The 20531-nt window shown below is 68.8% G+C and carries 21 protein-coding genes and 1 pseudogene; 12 read left to right on the plus strand and 10 right to left on the minus strand.

All coding sequences use genetic code 11. The annotated features are described in order from the left end of the window. Positions 1 to 650: 650 nt before the first annotated feature. Both E3T54_RS03830 and E3T54_RS03835 read right to left on the minus strand, forming a co-directional pair. Positions 651 to 758 (minus strand): annotated as a pseudogene (locus E3T54_RS03830) (integrase core domain-containing protein); the annotation flags it as partial. Between the two features lie 64 nt (positions 759 to 822). Then, positions 823 to 2028 (minus strand): winged helix-turn-helix domain-containing protein, encoded by a 1206-nt coding sequence (locus E3T54_RS03835; protein ID WP_134474646.1) that lies wholly within the window; start codon positions 2026 to 2028, stop codon positions 823 to 825. 176 nt (positions 2029 to 2204) lie between these two features. On the opposite strand from E3T54_RS03835, the gene E3T54_RS03840 reads away from it, so the two are divergent. From E3T54_RS03840 to ilvA, 6 genes are read left to right on the plus strand one after another with little or no spacing between them, the layout of a single operon-like run. Then, a complete protein-coding gene (locus E3T54_RS03840; RefSeq protein WP_092321340.1) occupies positions 2205 to 3317 on the plus strand; it encodes an ABC transporter substrate-binding protein in 1113 nt (370 codons plus the stop codon). A gap of 43 nt (positions 3318 to 3360) precedes the next feature. Beyond that, positions 3361 to 4167, plus strand: a complete 807-nt coding sequence (locus tag E3T54_RS03845) for an ABC transporter permease (RefSeq protein ID WP_370254803.1) — start codon at positions 3361 to 3363, stop codon at positions 4165 to 4167. Then, on the plus strand, positions 4164 to 5015 hold the full coding sequence (locus E3T54_RS03850; RefSeq protein WP_134474647.1) for an ABC transporter permease: 852 nt from the start codon (positions 4164 to 4166) through the stop codon (positions 5013 to 5015). Before E3T54_RS03845 ends, E3T54_RS03850 begins: the two co-directional genes overlap by 4 nt. Beyond that, positions 5012 to 6079: an ABC transporter ATP-binding protein gene (locus E3T54_RS03855; protein WP_134474648.1), complete on the plus strand. Its 1068-nt coding sequence runs from the start codon at positions 5012 to 5014 to the stop codon at positions 6077 to 6079. The genes E3T54_RS03850 and E3T54_RS03855 overlap by 4 nt, the downstream gene beginning before the upstream one ends. After that, positions 6076 to 7323, plus strand: coding sequence for an AI-2E family transporter (locus E3T54_RS03860; RefSeq protein WP_241977039.1), 1248 nt, complete (start codon positions 6076 to 6078; stop codon positions 7321 to 7323). Before E3T54_RS03855 ends, E3T54_RS03860 begins: the two co-directional genes overlap by 4 nt. Beyond that, positions 7320 to 8555: a threonine ammonia-lyase gene (gene ilvA, locus E3T54_RS03865; protein WP_134474649.1), complete on the plus strand. Its 1236-nt coding sequence runs from the start codon at positions 7320 to 7322 to the stop codon at positions 8553 to 8555. The genes E3T54_RS03860 and ilvA overlap by 4 nt, the downstream gene beginning before the upstream one ends. A 4-nt stretch (positions 8556 to 8559) precedes the next feature. Here ilvA and greA read toward each other — a convergent pair whose 3' ends face one another. Together greA and E3T54_RS03875 are read right to left on the minus strand one after the other, a co-directional pair. After that, a complete protein-coding gene (greA, locus tag E3T54_RS03870) occupies positions 8560 to 9051 on the minus strand; it encodes a transcription elongation factor GreA (RefSeq protein WP_092321257.1) in 492 nt (163 codons plus the stop codon). Between the two features lie 97 nt (positions 9052 to 9148). Beyond that, a complete protein-coding gene (locus E3T54_RS03875; RefSeq protein ID WP_166804816.1) occupies positions 9149 to 9568 on the minus strand; it encodes a DUF4307 domain-containing protein in 420 nt (139 codons plus the stop codon). A 69-nt stretch (positions 9569 to 9637) separates the two neighbouring features. Between E3T54_RS03875 and mca the strand changes: the two genes are divergently transcribed. Next, on the plus strand, positions 9638 to 10501 hold the full coding sequence (mca, locus tag E3T54_RS03880; RefSeq protein ID WP_174844383.1) for a mycothiol conjugate amidase Mca: 864 nt from the start codon (positions 9638 to 9640) through the stop codon (positions 10499 to 10501). After that, the gene (locus E3T54_RS03885; RefSeq protein ID WP_134474652.1) at positions 10498 to 10758 is read left to right on the plus strand and encodes a hypothetical protein; all 261 of its coding nucleotides are present in this window, start codon (positions 10498 to 10500) and stop codon (positions 10756 to 10758) included. Before mca ends, E3T54_RS03885 begins: the two co-directional genes overlap by 4 nt. Positions 10759 to 10774: 16 nt before the next feature. Here the strand turns inward: E3T54_RS03885 and E3T54_RS03890 are convergent, their stop codons facing one another. Next, entirely contained in the window at positions 10775 to 11542 is a 768-nt protein-coding gene (locus E3T54_RS03890; protein WP_134474653.1) for a hemolysin III family protein, read from the minus strand. Positions 11543 to 11611: 69 nt separating this feature from the next. Here E3T54_RS03890 and E3T54_RS03895 point away from each other — a divergent pair, with 69 nt between their 5' ends. From E3T54_RS03895 to E3T54_RS03905, 3 genes are all read left to right on the plus strand, one after another. Continuing rightward, positions 11612 to 12397, plus strand: coding sequence for an isoprenyl transferase (locus E3T54_RS03895; RefSeq protein WP_134474654.1), 786 nt, complete (start codon positions 11612 to 11614; stop codon positions 12395 to 12397). A gap of 61 nt (positions 12398 to 12458) precedes the next feature. Further along, entirely contained in the window at positions 12459 to 13583 is a 1125-nt protein-coding gene (locus tag E3T54_RS03900) for an aminotransferase class V-fold PLP-dependent enzyme (RefSeq protein WP_092321261.1), read from the plus strand. A 209-nt stretch (positions 13584 to 13792) separates the two neighbouring features. Then, complete coding sequence (locus E3T54_RS03905; protein WP_370254809.1) at positions 13793 to 15142, plus strand: PhoH family protein; 1350 nt, start codon at positions 13793 to 13795, stop codon at positions 15140 to 15142. Positions 15143 to 15227: 85 nt separating this feature from the next. Here the strand turns inward: E3T54_RS03905 and E3T54_RS03910 are convergent, their stop codons facing one another. From E3T54_RS03910 to xseA, 5 genes are read right to left on the minus strand one after another with little or no spacing between them, the layout of a single operon-like run. Beyond that, positions 15228 to 16640: a class II fumarate hydratase gene (locus tag E3T54_RS03910; protein WP_370254811.1), complete on the minus strand. Its 1413-nt coding sequence runs from the start codon at positions 16638 to 16640 to the stop codon at positions 15228 to 15230. Positions 16641 to 16680: 40 nt separating this feature from the next. After that, positions 16681 to 17322, minus strand: a complete 642-nt coding sequence (locus tag E3T54_RS03915) for a carbonic anhydrase (protein ID WP_134474656.1) — start codon at positions 17320 to 17322, stop codon at positions 16681 to 16683. After that, the gene (locus E3T54_RS03920) at positions 17319 to 17981 is read right to left on the minus strand and encodes a DUF4245 domain-containing protein (protein WP_134474657.1); all 663 of its coding nucleotides are present in this window, start codon (positions 17979 to 17981) and stop codon (positions 17319 to 17321) included. The genes E3T54_RS03915 and E3T54_RS03920 overlap by 4 nt, the downstream gene beginning before the upstream one ends. After that, positions 17978 to 18214 (minus strand): exodeoxyribonuclease VII small subunit, encoded by a 237-nt coding sequence (locus tag E3T54_RS03925; protein WP_134474658.1) that lies wholly within the window; start codon positions 18212 to 18214, stop codon positions 17978 to 17980. Before E3T54_RS03925 ends, E3T54_RS03920 begins: the two co-directional genes overlap by 4 nt. A gap of 1 nt (position 18215) precedes the next feature. After that, complete coding sequence (gene xseA, locus E3T54_RS03930; protein WP_134474659.1) at positions 18216 to 19418, minus strand: exodeoxyribonuclease VII large subunit; 1203 nt, start codon at positions 19416 to 19418, stop codon at positions 18216 to 18218. 92 nt (positions 19419 to 19510) lie between these two features. On the opposite strand from xseA, the gene E3T54_RS03935 reads away from it, so the two are divergent. Continuing rightward, the gene (locus E3T54_RS03935; RefSeq protein ID WP_092321346.1) at positions 19511 to 20527 is read left to right on the plus strand and encodes a 4-hydroxy-3-methylbut-2-enyl diphosphate reductase; all 1017 of its coding nucleotides are present in this window, start codon (positions 19511 to 19513) and stop codon (positions 20525 to 20527) included. Positions 20528 to 20531 lie beyond the last annotated feature (4 nt).

Here is a 20531-nt window from a genome sequence, read left to right on the forward strand (position 1 = left end):
GCTCGAATTTGGTCAACGACCGATTCCGCCCAGAGACCCCACCCTGCTCGACGGCGGGCCACTCGTCCGGGACGTGCTCCGAGGCATCAGGAGCGATCTTGAGGCGTGACCGGGCATGTCGAAGAGGCATTCCGACAGACTGCCGCCACCACACCGTCGCCGTGTTGACCGACGCGCCCACACTGGCGCCCGCTTCTCGCAAACCCACCCCCGCGCACACCAAGTCAACGAACTCATCACGAGCAGCCTGCGGAAACAACTTGACCATAAAACGCTCCATCAATCAGAGCGTTGCTTTGACCCTATGACTTTGCCNCATCAATCAGAGCGTTGCTTTGACCCTATGACTTTGCCCGCTCGGGAAGGTGCCAAACTCACAGTTCGGCGGAGGGGACCAGGGGCCAGGGGGCCAGGGGGCAGGGGGCCAGGGGGCCAGGGTGCCAGGGTGCCAGGGTGCCAGGGTGCCAGGGTGCCAGGGTGCCAGGGTGCCAGGGTGCCAGGGTGCCAGGGCTAGGGCGTGTCTCCCAATTCGTTGGTGTGGGAACGATGCGCTCGTAGTACGCCGCTTCGCGGGCGATGCGCCACCTGCGCAGCGGCGCACCACCCGCGCAGCTCAATTCCGCGCGAAGTCCGGCTTTGGGAGACACGCCCTAGGTGTTGTTCCCACTGACGTTGTGAACGCGGTCGATGGGTGATTTGCCGCCGATGCCGGTATGGGGTCTGTGGTGATTGTAGCTATGGATCCAGCCCTGGTAGGTGTNCCCAACGAAGGTGCCAAACTCACAGTTCGGCGAACCGTCCGGTGGTCGAGATCGTCGAGGGCTAGCGGAGTTCGGCGGCCAGCCCGGGCGCCAGCGTGCCGCGCCGCACGACCTCGATCTCGCCGAGCCCCTGCCAGCGCGCCGCGTCCCGGAGCACCCCGGCCAGGCGCGCGGCCGTGTCGGCCGGCGCGCCCTCCTCGGCCCAGGCCGCCTGCACGCGCAGCACACCGGCCTGGCGGTCGTTCTTCAGGTCGACCCGGCCGACGATGGTGTCGCCGAGCAGCACGGGCAACGAGTAGTACCCGAAGATGCGTTTCGGCTCCGGTGTGTAGATCTCGATCCGGTAGTGGAAGTCGAACAGGCGCAGGGCGCGCGGGCGCTTCCAGACGACCGGGTCGAACGGCGAGAGCACGGCCGCGGCGTCCATGCTGCGGGGCAGCCGCGCGTCCCGGTGCAGCCAGGCGGCGATGGGTTTTCCGGCCCGCGTCCAGCCGGGGACCTCGACCGGGATCAGCTCGCCCGCGTCTTCGAGCTCGCGGATCGCGGCCAGGGTCGGCGGGGTCTTCAACCGGAAGTAGTCCGCGAAGTCCCTGGCCGTGCCGATGCCGTGCGCGCGCGCTGACCGGCTCACCAGCTCGCGGTGCGCGTCGTGGCGGCTCACCTCCCGCCCGAGCAGCGCATCCGGGAACACCTGCTCCGGCAGGCCGTAGATGCGCTCGAAACGCTCGCGGCCGGCGCTCACCACATCGCCCCAGCGGAACAGGGTTTCGAGCCCCGTCTTCACGTCCGACCAGCCCCACCAGGGCCCGCTGCGCTTGTTGGCGTCGTGCTCGATCGCGCTCGCCCGCATGGGACCGTTCTCGGCCAGTTCAGCCAGCAGCCAGTCGAGCATCGGACGGTTGGCCGCCGACCAGGCGTCCGGTGTGCGCGCCGAGAGGTCGCGGTAGGCCTGCATGCGCCACCGGAACAGCGGCCACGACTCGAGCGGCAGGAACGACGCCTCGTGCGCCCAGTACTCGGTGAACCGCGCCTCGCGCCCGGTCGTCAGCCGGTCCAGTTGCTTCTTGTCGTAGACGCCCAGCCGGCTGAACGCGGGCAGGTAGTGGCTGCGCTCGAACACGTTGACCGAGTCGATCTGGAGCAGGCCGAGCCGGTTGACGAGCGCGTCCAGCTGACGGATGCCGGGCGCCTCGCCCGGCGCACGGCCGAAGCCCTGCGCCGCCAGCGCGATGCGGCGAGCAAGGGCGGGGGCGAATGACTGAGGCATCGATTCGAGCGTAGTGCCGCCGCCGGACGTTCACTGCCCGTTCAGGTGGCTCCGCCCGTCCCGTCGCCCGGCGTCCGTATGGTCACCCATGACCGCATTCCGGCACTCAACAGTTCGCCCACCGGCGGGCGGCCGGGCGCGGTCACGACGGAGGATACGTGTTCACCACGCGCACCATGATCGCCGGGATCGCCGCCACCGCGGCACTCGCTCTCACCCTCACGGGCTGCTCGGCAGGCGCAGCGCCCGCCGCCGGCGGCGTCGACGCGGCCACCGCGACGAGCCTGGCCGCGTTCGGCGACCTGGCCGGCCTGGAGAAGGCAGCCAGGGCCGAAGGCGCGCTGAACGTCATCGCCCTGCCCCGCGACTGGGCCAACTACGGCGCCGTGCTCGACAGGTTCGCCGAGAAGTACCCGGAGATCACCCTCACCGAGGCGTCCCCGGACGGTTCGAGCGCCGAGGAAATCCAGGCGGCGGACAACCTCAAGGGCCAGGACACCGCGCCGGACGTCTTCGACCTCGGCCTGCCCGTCGCGCTCTCGAGCACGGATCGCTTCGCGCCGTACAAGGTCGCAACCTGGGCGGACATTCCGGATGCCCTCAAGGAATCGAACGGCCTCTATACCGGCGACTACGGCGGATACATGGCCGTCGGTTACGACCCCGCGGAGGTCCCCGCGCCCACGCAGCTGAGCGACCTCCTCGGCTCGAAATACAAGGGCAAGGTGGCAATCAACGGCGACCCGACCCAGGCCGGCGCCGCCTTCGCCGCGGTCGGGATGGCCAGCGTGCAGAACGACGGATCCGTTGACGACTTCCAGCCGGGCATCGACTTCTTCGAGAAGCTCAATCGGAGCGGGAACTTCCTCAAGGTCGACCCCACGCCCGCCACCATCGCCTCGGGCGAGACGCCCGTCGTGCTCGACTGGGACTACCTCAACGTCGGCTACGGCAAGACGCTGGCGGGCCAGCGCGACTGGAAGGTCGTGGTCTTCCCCGGCACCGGCTACGCCGGCTACTACAACCAGGCCGTGAGCAAGGATGCCCCGCACCCGGCCGCCGCACGCCTGTGGCAGGAGTTCCTCTACAGCGACGAGGCGCAGAACCTGTGGCTCGCCGGGGGAGCCCGCCCCGTACGCGCCGAGGCGATGGCTTCGGCCGGAACCATCGACGCGGCGCTGTTCGACGCGCTCCCGAAGGCACCGGAGACGACGGTCGTCCCGTCCGGCAAGCAGAGCGAAACCGCCGCGAAGCTGCTCGGCGAGAGCTGGGCGGCCGCTGTCCAGTAGGGTCCGCGGAACGGCGGCAGCCTGGGGGCTGCTGCCGTTCGCGGTGTACGTGCTGCTGTTCCTCGCCGTGCCCACCATCATCGCCGTCGGCACGGGCTTCGTCGACGAATCGGGTTCCTTCACCTGGCACACGGTGGCGGCGCTGGGCAGTCCGGAAGTGCTGACCACGTTCGTCAATTCGTTCTGGCTGTCGGCGCTGACCGCGGTGGTCGGCGCCCTGGTCGGCGGACTGGCCTGCTACGCGCTGCTCGGCGCCCGGCCCGACGGGGCCCTCCGTTCCGCGGTCGACTCGCTCAGCGGCGTGCTCGCCCAGTTCGGCGGCGTCATGCTCGCCTTCGCGTTCGTCGCGACCATCGGCATCCAGGGCATGGTGACCCTGTTCCTGCGCGACGCCTTCGGCCTCGACATCTTCGAAGACGGCGTCTGGATCTACGCGATGCCCGGCCTGGTGCTGCCCTACCTGTACTTCCAGGTGCCCCTGATGATCATCACCTTCATGCCGGCGCTCGAGTCGCTGAAACCGGCCTGGGCCGAGGCGAACGCCACCCTCGGCGGCACGGCGGCGAGCTACTGGCAGCGCATCGCCTTCCCGGTACTGGCGCCGTCGTTCTTCGGCAGCCTGTTGCTTTTGTTCGCGAACGCGTTCTCGTCGTACGCCACCGCCGCGGCTCTGATCAGCCAGGGGTCACAGATCGCGCCCCTGCAGATCCGCGCGGCGCTCACCAGCGAAACCATGCTCGGACAGGAGAACCTGGCCGGGGCACTGGCGCTGGGGATGATCCTGGTGATGGCCGTCGTCATGCTCGGCTATTCCGCGCTGGCGTCCCGGGCCGCGAGGTGGCAGCGATGAGCGCCGGCCTCCGCAGGAGCGGCGGAGTGGCGCACGCGCCCGCTCGGGGCATCCGGATTGCCATCCTCGGTGCCATCGGGCTGCTCTTCGCGGTGCCGATCGTCGCCATGGTCGAGTTCACCCTGCGCAGGGGACTGGGCGGAGGCCACGACTTCTCGCGCTGGATCGCCCTGTTCCAGAGCGGGTTCACCGGCCAGTACCGCCCCCTGCTCGTCGCCGCCGGCAACTCGGTCGCCCTGGCGATCGGCACCGTCCTGATCGTGCTCCTGCTGCTCGTTCCGACCATGATCCTGATCCAGCTGCGGTTCCCCCGGTTGCGCCGGCCCATGGAAGTCATCTGCATCCTGCCCGTCAGCATCCCGGCGATCGTCCTGGTCGTCGGCCTCGCCCCGGTGTATTCGATGGTCGCTAGGCTCTTCGGCAGCGGCGTCTGGACCCTGGCCTTCGCGTACGGCGTCACCGTCCTGCCCTACGCCTACCGGGCGATCCAGTCCAACCTGGATGCCGTCGACGCGCGCACGCTCAGCGAGGCCGCCCGCTCGCTCGGGGCGGGCTGGGGAACCGTGCTCCTGCGGGTGCTGCTGCCGGGCTTGCGCCGCGGCATCCTCGCCGGGGCGTTCATCTCGGTCGCGGTCGTGCTCGGCGAGTTCACCATCGCGTCGCTGCTCAACCGGGTCAACCTGCAGACCGCGCTCGTGGTCGTCAGCAAGAGCGACCCGTACACGGCCGTCATCCTGTCCCTCCTCGCCCTCGCGTTCGCCTTCCTGCTGCTGCTGACCATCGGCCGGCTGGGTGCGGCGCGCACGCGTTCCCCGCGGCGGCGTTCCCTCTCGAAAGGCTTGTCATGACCCAGGCACACTCAGGCGCCGGCCCCGGCGCCGTCGTCGAATTCCGCGGCGTGGTCAAGACATTCGCCGGACACCGGGCGCTGGCCGGCCTCGACCTCACCCTGCAGGCCGGAGAATTTGTGGCCCTCCTCGGCCCGAGCGGCAGCGGGAAAACCACGGCCCTCCGTGTGCTCGCCGGGCTCGAATCGACGGATGCCGGCAGCATTCTGCTGAACGGAGCCGACGTCTCGAGGCTGCCGGCGAGCAGACGCGACATGGGGATGGTATTCCAGGCATACTCGCTCTTTCCTCACCTCAGCGCCGGGGAAAACGTGGAGTTCGGTTTACGCATGCGCAAGGTGAACCCGGAGGAGCGCCGGAGCCGCGCGCGTGCCGCTCTGGCCCTCGTCGAGCTGGACGCCCACCACGACCGGTACGCCCACCAGCTGTCCGGGGGGCAGCAGCAGCGCGTTGCGCTGGCCAGGGCCCTCGTCACGCAGCCGCGCGTCCTGCTGCTCGACGAGCCGCTTTCGGCCCTGGACGCCCGGGTGCGTGTGCAGTTGCGCGAGGAGATCCGGCGGATCCAGACCGACCTCGGCATCACCACCTTGTTCGTCACCCACGACCAGGATGAGGCCCTGGCCGTGGCGGACCGGGTCGCGGTCATGCGGGCCGGCAGCATCGAGCAGATCGGTACGCCGGAGGACCTCTACGCCCGGCCGGTCTCCCCGTTCGTGGCCGATTTCGTCGGTCTGAACAATCGCGTGGCCGGCGTCGTGCGGCACGGGTTCGCTCAGGTGCACGGAACGGCGCTGCCCCTGGTCGACCCGTCACAGGCGGACGGAGGCGTGCAGGTCTTCGTGCGCCCCGAAGACGTTGAATTTGCCGCCGCAGGGGTCGCAGGGGTGGTCACCTCGTCCAGCTTCCTCGGGTCGCTCAGGCGCACGGGGGTGCGTTTGGAGGACGGCACGACCCTGGTCACCCAGCACAGCGTGCGCCTGAATCCTGCCCTCGGCGCGCGGGTGCACCTCGCCTTCACCGGTGCGCCGGTAACGGTCGAGACCAGTCCTAGACTGGGTGAGTGAAGGAACCCACGGACAAGCCAGGCCTCGGCGGACTCTTCCGCGGCCGCGTTCGACGCGCTCCCGCCGACCTGCCCCGGCACGTGCCGAGGCACGAGCACAACGGCGTGGACGAGAACATTCCCCCCGGCATCCGGCTCGCAGGGGCGTGGTCGTGGCGCCTGCTGGCCATCGCGGGAGCGGCCGCCGTCCTCATCTTCCTGATCATCCAGCTGCGGCTCATCGTCATCCCGCTGCTGGTCGCCGTGCTGGTCTCGGCCCTCCTGGTTCCGTTCGTGTCCTTCCTGGTCCGCCACCGGTGGCCGAGGGGCCTCTCCGTCGCGCTCGCCCTGCTGGGCACCCTGGCGGTCGTCGGGGGACTCATCGCACTCGCGGCCTCGCAGATCGCCGCCGGGTCCTCTGACCTGACCCAGAGGTTCGAGGCGTCGGTCGAGAAGCTGAAGGCCGCGCTGCTCGCGTCGCCGCTGCAGCTCACCGAGAGCCAGCTCAACGACTACCTCGACCAGGCGAATCAGGCAATCCAGTCCGACAGCCAGGTCTTCATCACCGGCGCGTTGTCCGTGGGGTCCTCGGTCGGGCATCTCGTTGCGGGGTTCCTGTTGGCCCTGTTCAGCCTGCTGTTCATCCTGATCGACGGGAAGGGCATCTGGGACTGGATCGTGCGGATCTTCCCCCGCCGTGCCCGCGCCGCCGTCGACGGGGCCGGCATCGCCGGCTGGTCGACCCTGGGCAACTTCGCCAAGGTGCAGATCCTGGTGGCCTCGATCGACGCGGTCGGAATCGGCGTCGGCGCCGCCCTGCTCGGCGTGCCGTTGGCCGTCCCGATCGGCATCCTCGTCTTCCTCGGCTCGTTCATCCCGATCGTCGGAGCCGTGGCCACCGGAATCGTCGCCGTGATCATCGCCCTCCTTTTCAACGGCCCCGGCTACGCCCTGGCCATGCTCGGCGTCGTTCTGCTCGTCCAGCAGGTCGAAGGGCATGTGCTGCAGCCCCTGATCATGGGAACCGCCGTGAAGGTGCACCCGCTCGCCGTCGTGCTCGCCGTCGGTGCCGGGTCGTTGCTCGCCGGCATCCCGGGCGCACTCTTCGCCGTGCCGGTGGCCGCGGTGCTCAACGTGATGACCAACTACATTCACAGCGGCGTCTGGCGCACCATTCCGCCTCCCGCGGGCGACCTGCTCGGTTCTCCGCTCTGGCAGACTGTGCCGCGCCGCCCAGGATTCCGCCGAACGGAGAACCCGGAATGACCAGTGTTTCCCGCGTGGGGCCCAGCCTGGCCGACTTCGAAGCGGCGCGAGCGGTGGTCGCGCGCGTCGCCGACGTGACGCCGATGGAGAGCTCACGCTACCTCGCGACCATCCTGGGCGCACCGGTGTTCCTCAAGTGTGAGAACCTGCAGCGCACCGGCTCCTACAAGATCCGCGGCGCCTACAACCGGCTCTCCAAGCTCACCGACGAGGAGAAGGCCCGCGGCGTCGTGGCGGCGTCGGCCGGCAACCACGCCCAGGGCGTCGCGTTCGCCGCCAGGGAACTGGGCATCAAGGCGACGATCTTCATGCCGGTCGGCGTGGCCCTGCCGAAGCTCCAGGCCACCCGCGACTACGGCGCCGACGTCATCCTCCGCGGGCACACCGTGGCCGAGCCGCTGATGGCCGCCGCCGCCTACGCCGCCGAGACCGGCGCGATCCTGATCCCGCCCTTCGACCACGTGGATGTCGTGACCGGGCAGGGCACCCTCGGCCTCGAAATCCTCGACCAGGTCCCCGATCTCGCCACGATCATCGTCCCCATCGGCGGGGGCGGACTCATCTCCGGCGTCGCCAGCGCGCTCAAGCAGCGAGCCGCTCAGGACGGGCGCGTCATCCGCGTCATCGGCGTGCAGGCGGCCAACGCGGCGGCCTACCCGGCCTCCCTCGAGGCCGGCGAGGCCGTCGAGGTCACCATCGTGCCGACGATCGCCGACGGGATCGCCGTCGCGAGGCCGGGCCTGCTCAACTTCGAGATCATCCGCGACGTCGTGGACGAGATCGTCACGGTCAGCGAGGACGACATCGCCCGGGCCCTCCTGGTGCTGATGGAACGCGCCAAACTGGTGGTCGAACCGGCCGGGGCCGTCGCGGTGGCGGCCATCCTCGCCGGCAAGGTCACCGCGTCGGGGCCGACCGTCGCCATCCTCTCCGGAGGCAACATCGACCCGCTTCTCATGCAGCGCGTGATCAGCCACGGGCTTGCCGCATCGGGGCGCTACCTCACCCTGCGGATCATGCTGCCCGACCGTCCGGGCCAGCTCGCGCGGATCGCCGAACTGCTCGCCGAGGCGCAGGCCAACGTGATCGAAGTGCTGCACACCCGCCATGGCGTGAGCATGCAGCTGAGTGAGGTGGAACTGGACATCAGCGTCGAGACGCGCGGGCCGGAGCACGGCAAGCACGTCCTCGACCTGCTGCGGTCCGCGGGCTACGACCCCCAGACCGACTGACGGGCTAGTTGCCGGTCCAGGTTTCGACGAGGGAGATCAGCACGGTGATCTCCTTGCCGCTCGGGGTCTCGTAGGTCGTCGACGCGCCGACGCTGAGGCCGATGATCGCCAGGCCCAGCGGGCTCTGCTCGCTGTAGACGTCGAGGTCGCTGTCGCCGGCGATTTCACGGCTGCCGATCAGGAAGCGGCTCTCGTCGCCGGCAATGATCGCGGTGATGACGGTGCCCGGCTCGACGACGCCGTGGCTCTCGGGGGCACTGCCGACCTCGGCCGTGCGCAGCAGCAGGGTGAGGGTGCGGATGCGCGCCTCCATCTTGCCCTGCTCCTCCTTGGCGGCGTGGTAGCCGGCGTTCTCCTTGAGGTCGCCTTCTTCGCGCGCCGATTCGATCTTCTTGGCGATGTCATCGCGGCCGATGGTGCTGAGCGTGTGCAGCTCCGCAGCGAGGCGGTCGTAGGCCTCCTGGGTCAGCCAGGTGACAGTTGTGGGGGTCGTCACGGATGCTCTCCTTCAGTGCACTCGGCCCGCGGAATTGGTCTTCACCGGGGGATATAGGGGTCGCCCCGACGATTACCGTCAGGGCGAATACGTCAGTCTAGGTCAGCCAGCAACGGTAAATCAAACCCGTGTTGCTTAATTCCGTCGTGCGTACAATCTCCGTGACCGCGCGGGTGTAGCGGTCGGAGGGCGGAAGGTCAACGACCTTCCAGCCCACGATGGTGAAGTTTTCGTTCAACGCCTCGACGGCGCAACTGGCCGCGGTTCCCGTCGGCATCGACACCTCGAAGGTCACGCTGACGCTGTGCTCGTCGATGATGCTGTGCGCGGTGTCGCGCGCTTCGATCAGCGGTTTGGTCCCGTCCAGGCCGGCCCAGATGACCCAGGAGCCCAGGACGAGCGCGAAGGCGCCGGCCACGATCCAGAGGATGCGGCGGTCGCGGACGCGCCGGTTCGGCGTGCGCCCGTACCGAGCGTCGAGGCTGGCGTTCACGGCCTCCGGGGACTCCACACTCACGCGACTCCACACTCTTGTTTCAACGATTAGTCTTGTACTCAAGGTTATCCGCCATTCCTGAGGAGTTTTGTGACGCTGCGACTGTTGGCGGTCCACGCCCATCCCGACGACGAGTCGAGCAAGGGCGCGGCGACCTACGCCCATTACCGAAGCCGGGGCGTGCAGGTGCTCATCGTGAGCTGTACCGGGGGCGAGCGGGGCAGCATCCTCAATGAGGCGCTGGTCGGCAATCCGATGGCCGAACGCGACATGGCCGGGCTCCGCCGCGGGGAAATGGCCGAGGCGCAGGCTCACCTCGGCGTGGAGCACCGCTGGCTGGGTTATCAGGATTCCGGCATGAACGATGACGGCTCGGTGCCCGCGCACTCGTTCGCCGACATCCCCGTGCAGATCTCCGCGGAGCCGCTCGTGCACGTGATCCGCGAGTTCCGTCCGCAGGTGCTGATCACCTACGACGAGAACGGCGGCTACCCGCACCCGGACCACATCCGAACCCACGAGGTGTCGCTCGAGGCCTACCGGGCCGCCTCCGACGGGGGCCGGTACCCGGAGGCCGGTGCCCCCTGGCAGATCGACAAGCTCTACTACGACCGCATCTTCAACCTGGAGCGCATAGACGCGATGTTCCTGGAGCTGAGCGTGAAGGAGCCGGACTCCCCGCTTCTCGAGCCGCTCGGTGCGGCCAGGGACTGGATGAAGGATTACCCCAAACTGGCCACGACGCACGTGCCGGTCGGCGACTTCCTCGAGGCCAGGGACGCCGCGTTGAAGTCGCACGCGAGCCAGGTTTCGCCCACCAGCAGCTTCTTCTTCTGGCCCAATGACCTCATCCGCGAGGCCTGGCCGTTCGAGGACTTCCAGCTCGTCGAATCGAAAGTGGACACCGTCATGCCCGAATCCGACCTCTTCTCCGGTGTGAAGGACGTGTCGTGAACGTGCTCTTCGCCCCCCTGCTCGTCGATTTCGTGCTCGCGAGCACCCCTGAGCCGGAATTCAACCCCGACACGGTCACCCCTGGCGCCTGGGGCTTCGCGGCGATCTTCCTCGTCGCCGTCGCCACGCTGCTGCTCGGGCTGGACATGGCCCGCCGAGTCCGGCGCACGACCTACCGCGCGCAGGTGCAGGAAAAGCTGGAAGCCGAGGCGGCGGCCAGGGACGCCGGCGACGGCGACCGCGACCGCCCGGAGTAACCGCGAGCGCCTCGGGTCAGGGGTAGAGCGGGTGCGTGGCGATCATCACGATGGCCACCCAATGGCAGAGGAACGCCAGCACGGTGAGCGTGTGGAAGATCTCGTGGAATCCGAACACGCCCGGAACCGGGTTGGGCTTCTTCAGGCCGTAGACCACGGCGCCGATGCTGTAGAAGATGCCGCCGACCAGGATGAGCGTCATCATGACGGGGTCTGCCCGGAAGAAGTCGCCGATGAAGATCAGCGCGCCGTAGCCCAGCAACAGGTACAGCGGAACGTAGAGCCAGCGTGGCGCAGTGATCCAGAAGACGCGGAACGCGATGCCGAGAATCGCGCCGCTCCACACCAGCCAGAGCAGCAGCGTCGCCTTTTCGGGCGGCAGGGAGAGCACCGTGATCGGGGTGTACGAGCCCGCGATCAGCAGGAAGATGTTGGCGTGGTCGATGCGCTTGAGGATGACCTTCGTGCGCGGCTGCCAGTCGAAGCGGTGGTAGAGCGCCGAGTTGCCGAACAGCAGCATGGAGGTGGCGACGAAGACGGCTGAGCTCCACGTGGCCGCCGGACCCTCGGCGAGCACGAGCAGGATGATCCCGGCGACGATGGTGACCGGGAACGTGCCGGCGTGGATCCAGCCCCGCCAGGTCGGACGGAGATCCTCCGGTCGCGGTTCGTCCTCTTCGAGGAGCGGCAGGTTGGCGATCTCCTGCTCGGCGTCGTGCTCGGCGTCGTCGGGAAGGCCTGCGCCGTCCCGGTGCTGTGCGTCTTCGGAGTGCTCTGCGGCCATGCAGCCAGAATACGGCAGTCGACGGGCCGGGCTTGCCGCTCCCGGAGCGGAGTGGGCTAGCGTGACTGTGTGCAGAATCGGCGAATACCCCTGGGGCGTGACTTCCTCTACAGCGTGTACCAGCGTCGGCTCCGGCGCAGCCTGTCCCCGAGCCAGCTTCCCCGCCACGTGGCCATGATCATCGATGGAAACCGGCGCTGGGCCAAACAGCTGGGCTTCGATTCTGCCGCGCACGGGCACCGGGCCGGCGCCGCCAAGATGCGCGAGTTCCTCGAGTGGTGTGACGACCTGGGCATCTCCGTGGTCACCCTGTACCTCTTGTCGGCCGACAACCTCACCCAGCGGCCCAGCGAGGAACTCGCGGACCTGGTCGAGATCATCGCCGAACTGGCCGAGGAACTCTCCCACTACCGCAACTGGCGCGTGCAGCAGGTTGGCTCCAGGGACAAGCTCCCCGAGCCGCTTGTGGCGGCGCTGGAGGCCGCCGAGGCGCGTACGGTGGGCAACAAGGGGCTGCACATCAACCTGGCCGTCGGCTACGGCGGAAGAACCGAGATCACCGACGCGATGCGGAGCATCGTCGCCACCCACCTCGCGCACGGCGGCACGCTCGAGGACCTGGCCGAGACGCTCACCCCCGAACTCATCGGGCAGCACCTGTACACCGGCGGGCAGCCGGACCCCGAGCTCGTGATCCGCACTTCGGGGGAGCAGCGGCTCAGCGACTTCATGCTCTGGCAGAGCGCGCACAGCGAGTTCTACTTCGTCGAGGCACTCGGGCCCGACCTTCGCGAGGTGGACTTCCTGCGAGCCCTGCGAGATTTCGCGAAGCGGCAGCGCCGTTTCGGAGGCTAGTGCGACAATGACCGTGATCGAGCCGGTCGAGATCCCCCCCAGGCCTCGGAAAGGAACGCAGGTGACCTCGCTTCAGCGCTTCATCGACGGATTCCTCGAGGACCCCGGCTACCTGGACTACGGGCGGGTCGGCCCGTTGGCGTCCGTCGTCGTCGCCGAAACCCTCGGTCAGACCGAGGTGCTCTCGCGCGCCCGGTTCGGCAGCCTCGACCACCTGATCGAGCAGGACGAACGGCTGCGCGCCGCCGTGGCCGCAGCGACCGGCTTCCGGGCCGACCAGGTCGTGTCCCAGCCCAACACGAGCACCGGGCTCATGCAGGCACTCTTCGGCCTGACCGGCGACGTGCTGCTCTCGCCGCACGATTTCCCCAGCCTGCCCTTCGCCGCGGTGCGTGCGGCCGAGGCGCTGCACGTGGTCACCCCGCTCTGGCTCGACGGTGAGCATGAGCGCGTGACGCCCGGCCTGGTCAGGGAACAACTCACCGCCACGACCGCCGCGGTGGCCGTGTGCCTGGTCGATGCCCGCACCGGCTATCGCACCGACCTCGAGGGCATCCGGCAAGTGATCGGAGACCGGCTGCTCATCGTCGATGCGATCCAGGGCTTCGGCGTCACGGATGCCCCGTACGAGGTCGCCGATGTCGTCGCGTCCGGCGGTCAGAAGTGGGCCCGCGCGGGCTGGGGCACCGGCTTCCTCGCGCTCAGCGACCGCGCCGTCGAGATGCTCACCCCGGTGTTTTCCGGGTTCAGCGGCACGGACTCGCCGGACCTGCCCTGGGACGAGGTCCTGCCGCCCGGCTGCGGCGCGGGCGCGTTCCAGATCAGCAACCCGGACAGCTCGGCCCAGGCTCGATTCGCCGCAGCGCTCGAGGAGATCACCGCGGTGGGAGTGGCCGGGATCGAGGCCGCCGTCACCGAGAATGTCACGCGACTGATCGACCTCGCCGATGAATTCTCAGTCCCGCTCGCGTCGTCGCGGGACGAACGCGAACGCGCGGGCATCATCGTGCTCGAGCCAATGGCCGAGCAGCTCACGCTGCTCACCGCGGCGCTGTACAACCACGGTGTGACGGCGACGACGAGGGGCGGCCGGGTGCGGCTGAGCGTGCACGCGGCGCTATCGCCGGAGACCATCGAGATGTTGCGGGCCGCGTTCACGTCCTACTCCACCGCGGCCAGCTACTGACCCTCCCGAGGCGGCGCGGTACCCCCCGAATGTGACCGGTGGATGACGGCAGGCGTGTCGCTCTTCCCTTTGCCGCCCGGGGGACGTAGCGTCGTCCACATCAGGTATGGCGCCTGATCGAGACGGCCACATAAGTACGGCTCGAGAACCGCTCGTGGCCAGCTCGCCAATGGAATCCGCGCCCGTCATGGGCGTGGGGGGGAGTGGTTGTGACCGCTAATCAGACCGACCGGCGCAGTGCAGACCAGCCGGCGTCGCCCGTGAACCAGGCCGAACGCACCTACGTGCTGGACACCTCGGTGCTGTTGTCCGATCCGAAGGCGATCTTCGCCTTCGCCGAACACTCCGTTGTGCTCCCGGTCGTGGTGATCACCGAGCTGGAAGCCAAACGCAACGACCCCGAGATCGGGTACTTCGCGCGCCAGGCGCTCCGCAACCTCGACGAACTGCGGATGAAGTACGAGCGTCTCGACTTCCCGATCCCGGTCGGCGACGGCGGGACCCTCCGCGTCGAGTTGAACCACTCGAACATGTCGGTCCTGCCGTCCGGGCTGCAGCTGGGCGACAACGACTCCCGCATCCTCGCGGTCGCGATGAACCTGTCCAACGATGGGATGAACGTCACCGTCGTCTCGAAGGACCTCCCGCTGCGGGTGAAGGCGTCCTCGCTCGGCCTGGCAGCGGAAGAGTACCGGCACGAACTCGCCGTCGATTCCGGCTGGACCGGGATGGACGAGATCACCCTGAACGGGGCCCAGATCAACGAACTCTACGAGCACGAGGTGATGACGACCCGGCTTGTGCAGGACATGCCCGTCAACACGGGCCTGGTCATCCACTCGGAGCGCGGGTCCGCCCTCGGCCGGGTCACCGGCAGCGGCGAGCTCAAGCTCGTGCGCGGCGACCGCGACGTGTTCGGCCTGCACGGGCGCTCCGCCGAGCAGCGCCTGGCGATCGACCTTCTGCTCGACCCGAGCATCGGCATCCTTTCGCTGGGAGGTCGAGCGGGGACGGGGAAGTCGGCGCTCGCCCTCTGCGCCGGACTCGAGGCGGTGCTCGAGCGCCAGCAGCACCGCAAGATCATGGTGTTCCGGCCGCTCTACGCGGTCGGCGGCCAGGAACTCGGCTACCTGCCCGGCGACGCGAGCGAGAAGATGAACCCCTGGGGACAGGCGGTCTTCGACACGCTCGGAGCCCTCGTCTCGGAGAACGTGCTCGAAGAGGTCGTGGAGCGGGGGATCCTCGAGGTTTTGCCGCTCACGCACATTCGCGGGCGTTCGCTGCACGACGCGTTCGTGATCGTCGACGAGGCCCAGTCCCTGGAGCGGAACGTGCTGCTCACGGTGCTCAGCCGGATCGGGCAGAACTCGCGGGTGATCCTCACCCACGACGTCGCCCAGCGGGACAACCTTCGGGTGGGCCGCTTCGACGGTGTCGCGTCCGTGATCGAGACGCTCAAGGGGCATCCGCTCTTCGCCCACATGACGCTGACCCGCTCGGAGCGCAGCGCCATCGCGGCCCTGGTCACCGAGATGCTCGAGGGCAACGGCCCTTCCTGACCGCCGAAATTGACAGTTCCGGTCGAGTTTGCCCCGCGGAACAGGGCAACTCGACCGGAACTGTCAAACTCGAGGGCTGGGCGGGCTACCTGGCCTGGGGCGGGCGGGTCATGCTCAGCACGTCCAGGGCCACGTCGAGCTGCTCGAGGGTGACCTCGCCGCGCTCCACGAAGCCGAGGGCGATGACGGATTCGCGCACGGTCAGCGCCTCGGACACGGCGTGCTTGGCGACCTTCGCGGCCGCCTCGTAGCCGATCACCCGGTTGAGCGGGGTGACGATGGCGGGGGAGGACTCGGCGAGGGCGCGGGCGCGCTCCAGGTTGGCCTCGAGGCCGTCGACGGTCTTGTCGGCGAGCACGCGGCTCGCGTTCGTGAGCAGCCGGATCGACTCGAGCAGCGCGGTCCCCATCACCGGGATGGCGACGTTGAGCTCGAACGAGCCCGAGGCGCCGGACCAGGCGATCGTCGCGTCGTTACCGATGACCCGCGAGCAGACCATGAGCACGGCCTCCGGGATGACCGGGTTGACCTTGCCGGGCATGATCGAGGACCCCGGCTGAAGGTCGGGGATGTGCAGCTCGCCGATGCCGGCGTTGGGGCCGGAGCCCATCCAGCGGAGGTCGTTGCAGATCTTGGTCAGGCTGACCGCGATCGTGCGCAGGGCGCCGGATGCGTCGACCAGGCCGTCGCGGTTGGCCTGGGCCTCGAAGTGGTCCCTGGCCTCGGTGATCGGGAGTTCGGTCTCGGAGCAGAGCAGCTCGATCACGAGCTGCGGGAAGCCGGCGGGCGTGTTGATGCCGGTACCGACCGCGGTTCCGCCGAGCGGGACCTCGGCGACACGGGGGAGCGCGGAGCGCACGCGCTCGATGCCGAGGCGCATCTGGCGGGCATAGCCGCCGAACTCCTGGCCGAGGGTGACGGGCGTGGCATCCATCAGGTGCGTGCGCCCGGCCTTGACGGCGCCGGCCCACAGCTCGGCCTTGGCCTCGAGGGACACGGCGAGGTGGTCGAGTGCGGGGATGAGGTCGTCGATGAGCGCGCTCGTGACGGCGATGTGCACCGAGGTGGGGAACACGTCGTTTGAGGACTGCGACGCGTTGACGTGGTCGTTCGGGTGCACCGGGCGGCCGAGGGAGCGGGTGGCGAGGGTCGCAATGACCTCGTTCATGTTCATGTTCGAGGAGGTCCCGCTGCCGGTCTGGTAGACGTCGATCGGGAACTGGCCGTCGTAGCGGCCGGTGATGACCTCGTCCGCGGCATCGGCGATGGCGGTCGCGATGGCGCCGTCGAGCACGCCGAGCCGTGCGTTGGCAAGCGCCGCGGACTTCTTGATCCGGGCGAGGGCCGCGATCTGCGCCGACTCGAGCACGGAGCCCGAGATCGGGAAGTTCTCGACGGCACGCTGCGTCTGGGCGCCGTAGAGCGCATCCCGGGGCACGCGCACCTCGCCCATCGTGTCGCGTTCGATCCGGTAGCCGGCGTCTGCGGAGTTGTCCACCACTGTGTGTTCCCTTTCGGTTTTTGTGTGCGCGGGCGCGCTAAACAATGCCCACGACGATGTCGGGGTCAGCGCGCCCTTCGAGGAGGCTGTAATTCGCTCCGACGATAGCCAATGTACCTTCTGCGACGGCGGCGCTGATCATCTCGGAGCGTTCGAGCAGTTCGGCGACCGTGTCGCGAAGATGTTCCCGTCCGACCGCCAGCTCGTCGATCGTGTCCCGGTCGATTGGCACGTCCGCGGCCAGCCCGCTCACCCGGCGGACGGCCGGCACGATCTTTTGGATGATCGAATTGATGTGGGGAGGCAGGGGGATGGCGTCTTCGGCCTGGGACTCAATGGCCGCGCGCACGGCCCCGCAACGGTCGTGGCCGAGCACGAGGATGAGGTGCACGTGCAGGATTTCCACGGCGTATTCGAGCGAGCCCAGCACGGAATCCGAGATGACCTGCCCCGCGTTGCGCACGACGAACAGGTCGCCGAGGCCCTTGTCGAAGATGATCTCGGCGGCCAGGCGCGAGTCGCTGCACCCGAACAGTGCCGCGACCGGGGCCTGGGTGAAGGCGATCTCGGCGCGCCGGTCGACGTCCTGGCGCGGGTGGCTCGGCTCGCCGTTGACGAAGCGTTCGTTGCCCCGGCGGAGCTCGTTCCAGACCTTCGAGGGAGACGATGCCGGGCTCATCCCTGGTCTCCGTTCGTGTTCCGCGCGATGGTGTCGGTCAGCGCGCCGGCGAGCACCGTGAATTCGGCCTCGGCGGCCGTGCCGATGAGCAGGAAGGTGCTTGTCCCGGCGGTCGTCACGAGGGCATAGTCGAAGTTTCCGCGCTCGTCCTCCGGCGCGGTGTTGCGATAGACATCCCACTGGATGCCGTCGAGGGTGACGGTTTCGGCGGCGGGGGAGCCCTGCAACTGCTCGCTCACCCAGCTGGGGTTGGCGTCGATGCCCTGGTTGAGGCCGATGTAGGCGTCGGCGGGGGTGAGCAGGCCGATGTACCAGGAGGCGACCTTGTCGCTGCCGCCGGAACGCCAGGTCGCGGCGTTCGCGCGCCAGCCGTCCGGCAGGCGGGGGCTGGCCAGCGGCTCCTCGACGCCGGGCTGCACCTGGCCGGCAACGGCGCGGTAGTCGACGGTTCGGTCGATGGGCGTGTCGCTGCGCGGGACGATCATGACCAGTACCACCACGGCTGCGACGGTGACCAGGAGGGACAGGACCAGGTTGTTGACGGTCTTCCGGGCCCGGTATGCGCGGGTGTTCTCGGCCTTGCGGGCGGCCGTCTCCTCCGGGGTTTCCGGTCGTCCGAGCTCGGCGACGATCCGGGGCTCGCGCCTGGCGGCGCTCATGCGTCGGATGCGGCGACCTGGCCGGCGCGGGCGGCGTCCAGCCGCGCCTTCGCGCCGATCAGCCACTCTTCGCAGCGGCGCGCGAGCGCCTCCCCGCGTTCCCACAGGGCGAGCGACTGCTCCAGGGTGGACGATCCCTGCTCGAGTTCGTTGACCACCCGAATGAGTTCGTCGCGGGCCTGCTCGTAGCTGAGGGCGCTGATATCGTCTGCGGGCTGGGTCATGACATCCATTCTATTTCGACACGGCCCTCAGGGATCCGCGGGCGAGGGTGAGGCGCAGCTCCGTGCCGCCGGGCGCCTGGTCCGGGGCGCGCACGACGTGCCCGTCCGGCAGTTGCACGATGGCGTAGCCGCGGTCGAGGGTGCCCTGCGGGGAGAGGGCGCGCAGCTGGGAGCGCAGGTCGACGACGGCGGCGTCGGCTCGTTCGACCACCCGGCCGACGAGCTCTGAGCCGCGAGCGACATACCGGGTCAGGTCTTCGGACCGGGAGTCGACGATCCAGGTTGCCGAGCTCAGCGCCGGGCGGGAGCGGAGCTGCCCGATCCGGTCAACCTCCGAAGAAAGGATGCCGGTGAGCCGGGTGCTGAGGCGGGCGCGGGCCTGCTGCACCCGGTTGAGCTCGTCCGCGACATCCGGGACCACCCGCTTGGCCGCATCGGTCGGTGTGGAGGCGCGGAGGTCGGCGACCTCGTCGAGCAGGGGGCGGTCGGCTTCATGGCCGATCGCACTGACGAGAGGGGTCCGGCAGGCGGCGGCCGCGCGGACGAGCCCTTCGTCGCTGAAGCCGAGGAGGTTCTGGAAATCGCCGCCGCCTCGGGCGACGATGATCACGTCGACCTCGGGGTCGGCGTCCAGCCGCTTGATCGCCGCCGTCACCTCGGACACCATGCGGTCCCCCTGGACGGCCGCGTGCACGACCCGGAACGTGACGGCGGGCCAGCGCAGCTGGGCGTTGCGAAGCACGTCCTTCTCGGCATCGGAATCCTTGCCGGTGACGAGGCCGATGCAGTGGGGGAGGAACGGCAGGCGGATCTTGCGCGAGGCGTCGAAGAGTCCCTCGCCGGCGAGTTGCTTGCGCAGCCGCTCCAGCCGCTCGAGCATGTCGCCGAGGCCGACGTGGCGAAGTTCGAACACCTGCATGGTGAGCGTGCCGCCCTTGACCCAGTAGTTGGGTTTGACCAGCGCGATGACCCGGTCGCCCTGCTTGAAGTCGTTGGTGAGTTTCGCGCGGACGGACGACCAGACCGTGAAGCTGACCGTGGCGTCCTCGGTGAGATCCTTGAGCTTGCCGTAGACGTTGCCGCCGCTCTGGCCCCACTGGGTGATCTCCCCCTCGATCCAGACGGTCCCGAGGCGGTCGATGTAGTCGCGGATCTTGCCGGAGAGCATCGCGACCGGCCAGGGGGTCTCGACGGTGGTGGGGCCCTGGGTCATTGCTGGTCTCCTCCCACGGAACCCGTCCAGGGGGGCGCGCCTAGAATGGGTCCGTGACCATCAGTACTAATTCGCCCGTGATCGGCCTTGGCATGCCTCGGATACTGAGTGCGCCGGGCAGGCTCAAGGATACCCCGGTGGCGGGGGGCAAACGGGTGCTGCTGGCCGCCCCGCGCGGATACTGCGCCGGGGTCGACCGTGCCGTCATCGCCGTGGAGAAGGCCCTGGAGCACTACGGCGCCCCGGTTTACGTGCGCAAGCAGATCGTGCACAACACCCATGTCGTGGCCGAACTGGAGCACAAGGGCGCCGTCTTCGTCGACGAGGTCGACGAGGTGCCGACCGGGTCACACATCGTTTTCAGCGCGCATGGAGTCTCGCCGGCCGTGGTCAATGCCGCCGCGGAACGCGGACTCCAGGCCATCGATGCGACCTGCCCGCTCGTCACCAAGGTGCACCGCGAGGCGGTGCGCTTCGCCCGCGACGACTTCGAAATCCTCCTGATCGGCCATGAAGGCCACGAAGAGGTCGAAGGCACCGCCGGGGAGGCGCCGGAGAACACCACCCTGGTCGGCAGCCCCGACGACGCCGACATCGTCGAGGTGCGGAATCCGGCCAGGGTCGTTTGGTTGTCCCAGACGACCCTGAGCGTGGACGAAACCATGGAAACCGTGCGCCGCCTGCGCAAGCGGTTCCCGCTGCTGCAGGATCCACCGAGCGACGACATTTGCTACGCCACCCAGAACCGCCAGGTCGCCATCAAGAAGGTTGCCGCCGATTCCGACCTCGTCATCGTCGTCGGCTCAGCGAACTCGTCCAACTCCGTGCGCCTGGTCGAGGTGGCCCTCGAGTACGGCGCCACGGCCGCCTACCGGATCGACTACGCCAGCGAAGTGAAGCAGGAGTGGCTCGACGGGGTGAACACCGTGGGCGTCACGAGCGGGGCATCCGTTCCGGAGGAACTCGTCGACGAGCTGCTCTCCGCCCTCGCGGATGCCGGCTACGCCGACGTCATTCCGGTCAAGACGGCCGAGGAAGACCTGATCTTCTCCCTGCCCAAGGAACTGCGCGGCAACCTCAAGGGCAGCCGGGCCGCACAACCGGAGTAGCGCG

Origin of the sequence: Cryobacterium sp. Sr8, assembly GCF_004403225.1 — a bacterium.
Taxonomy (GTDB): Bacteria; Actinomycetota; Actinomycetes; order Actinomycetales; family Microbacteriaceae; genus Cryobacterium; species Cryobacterium psychrotolerans.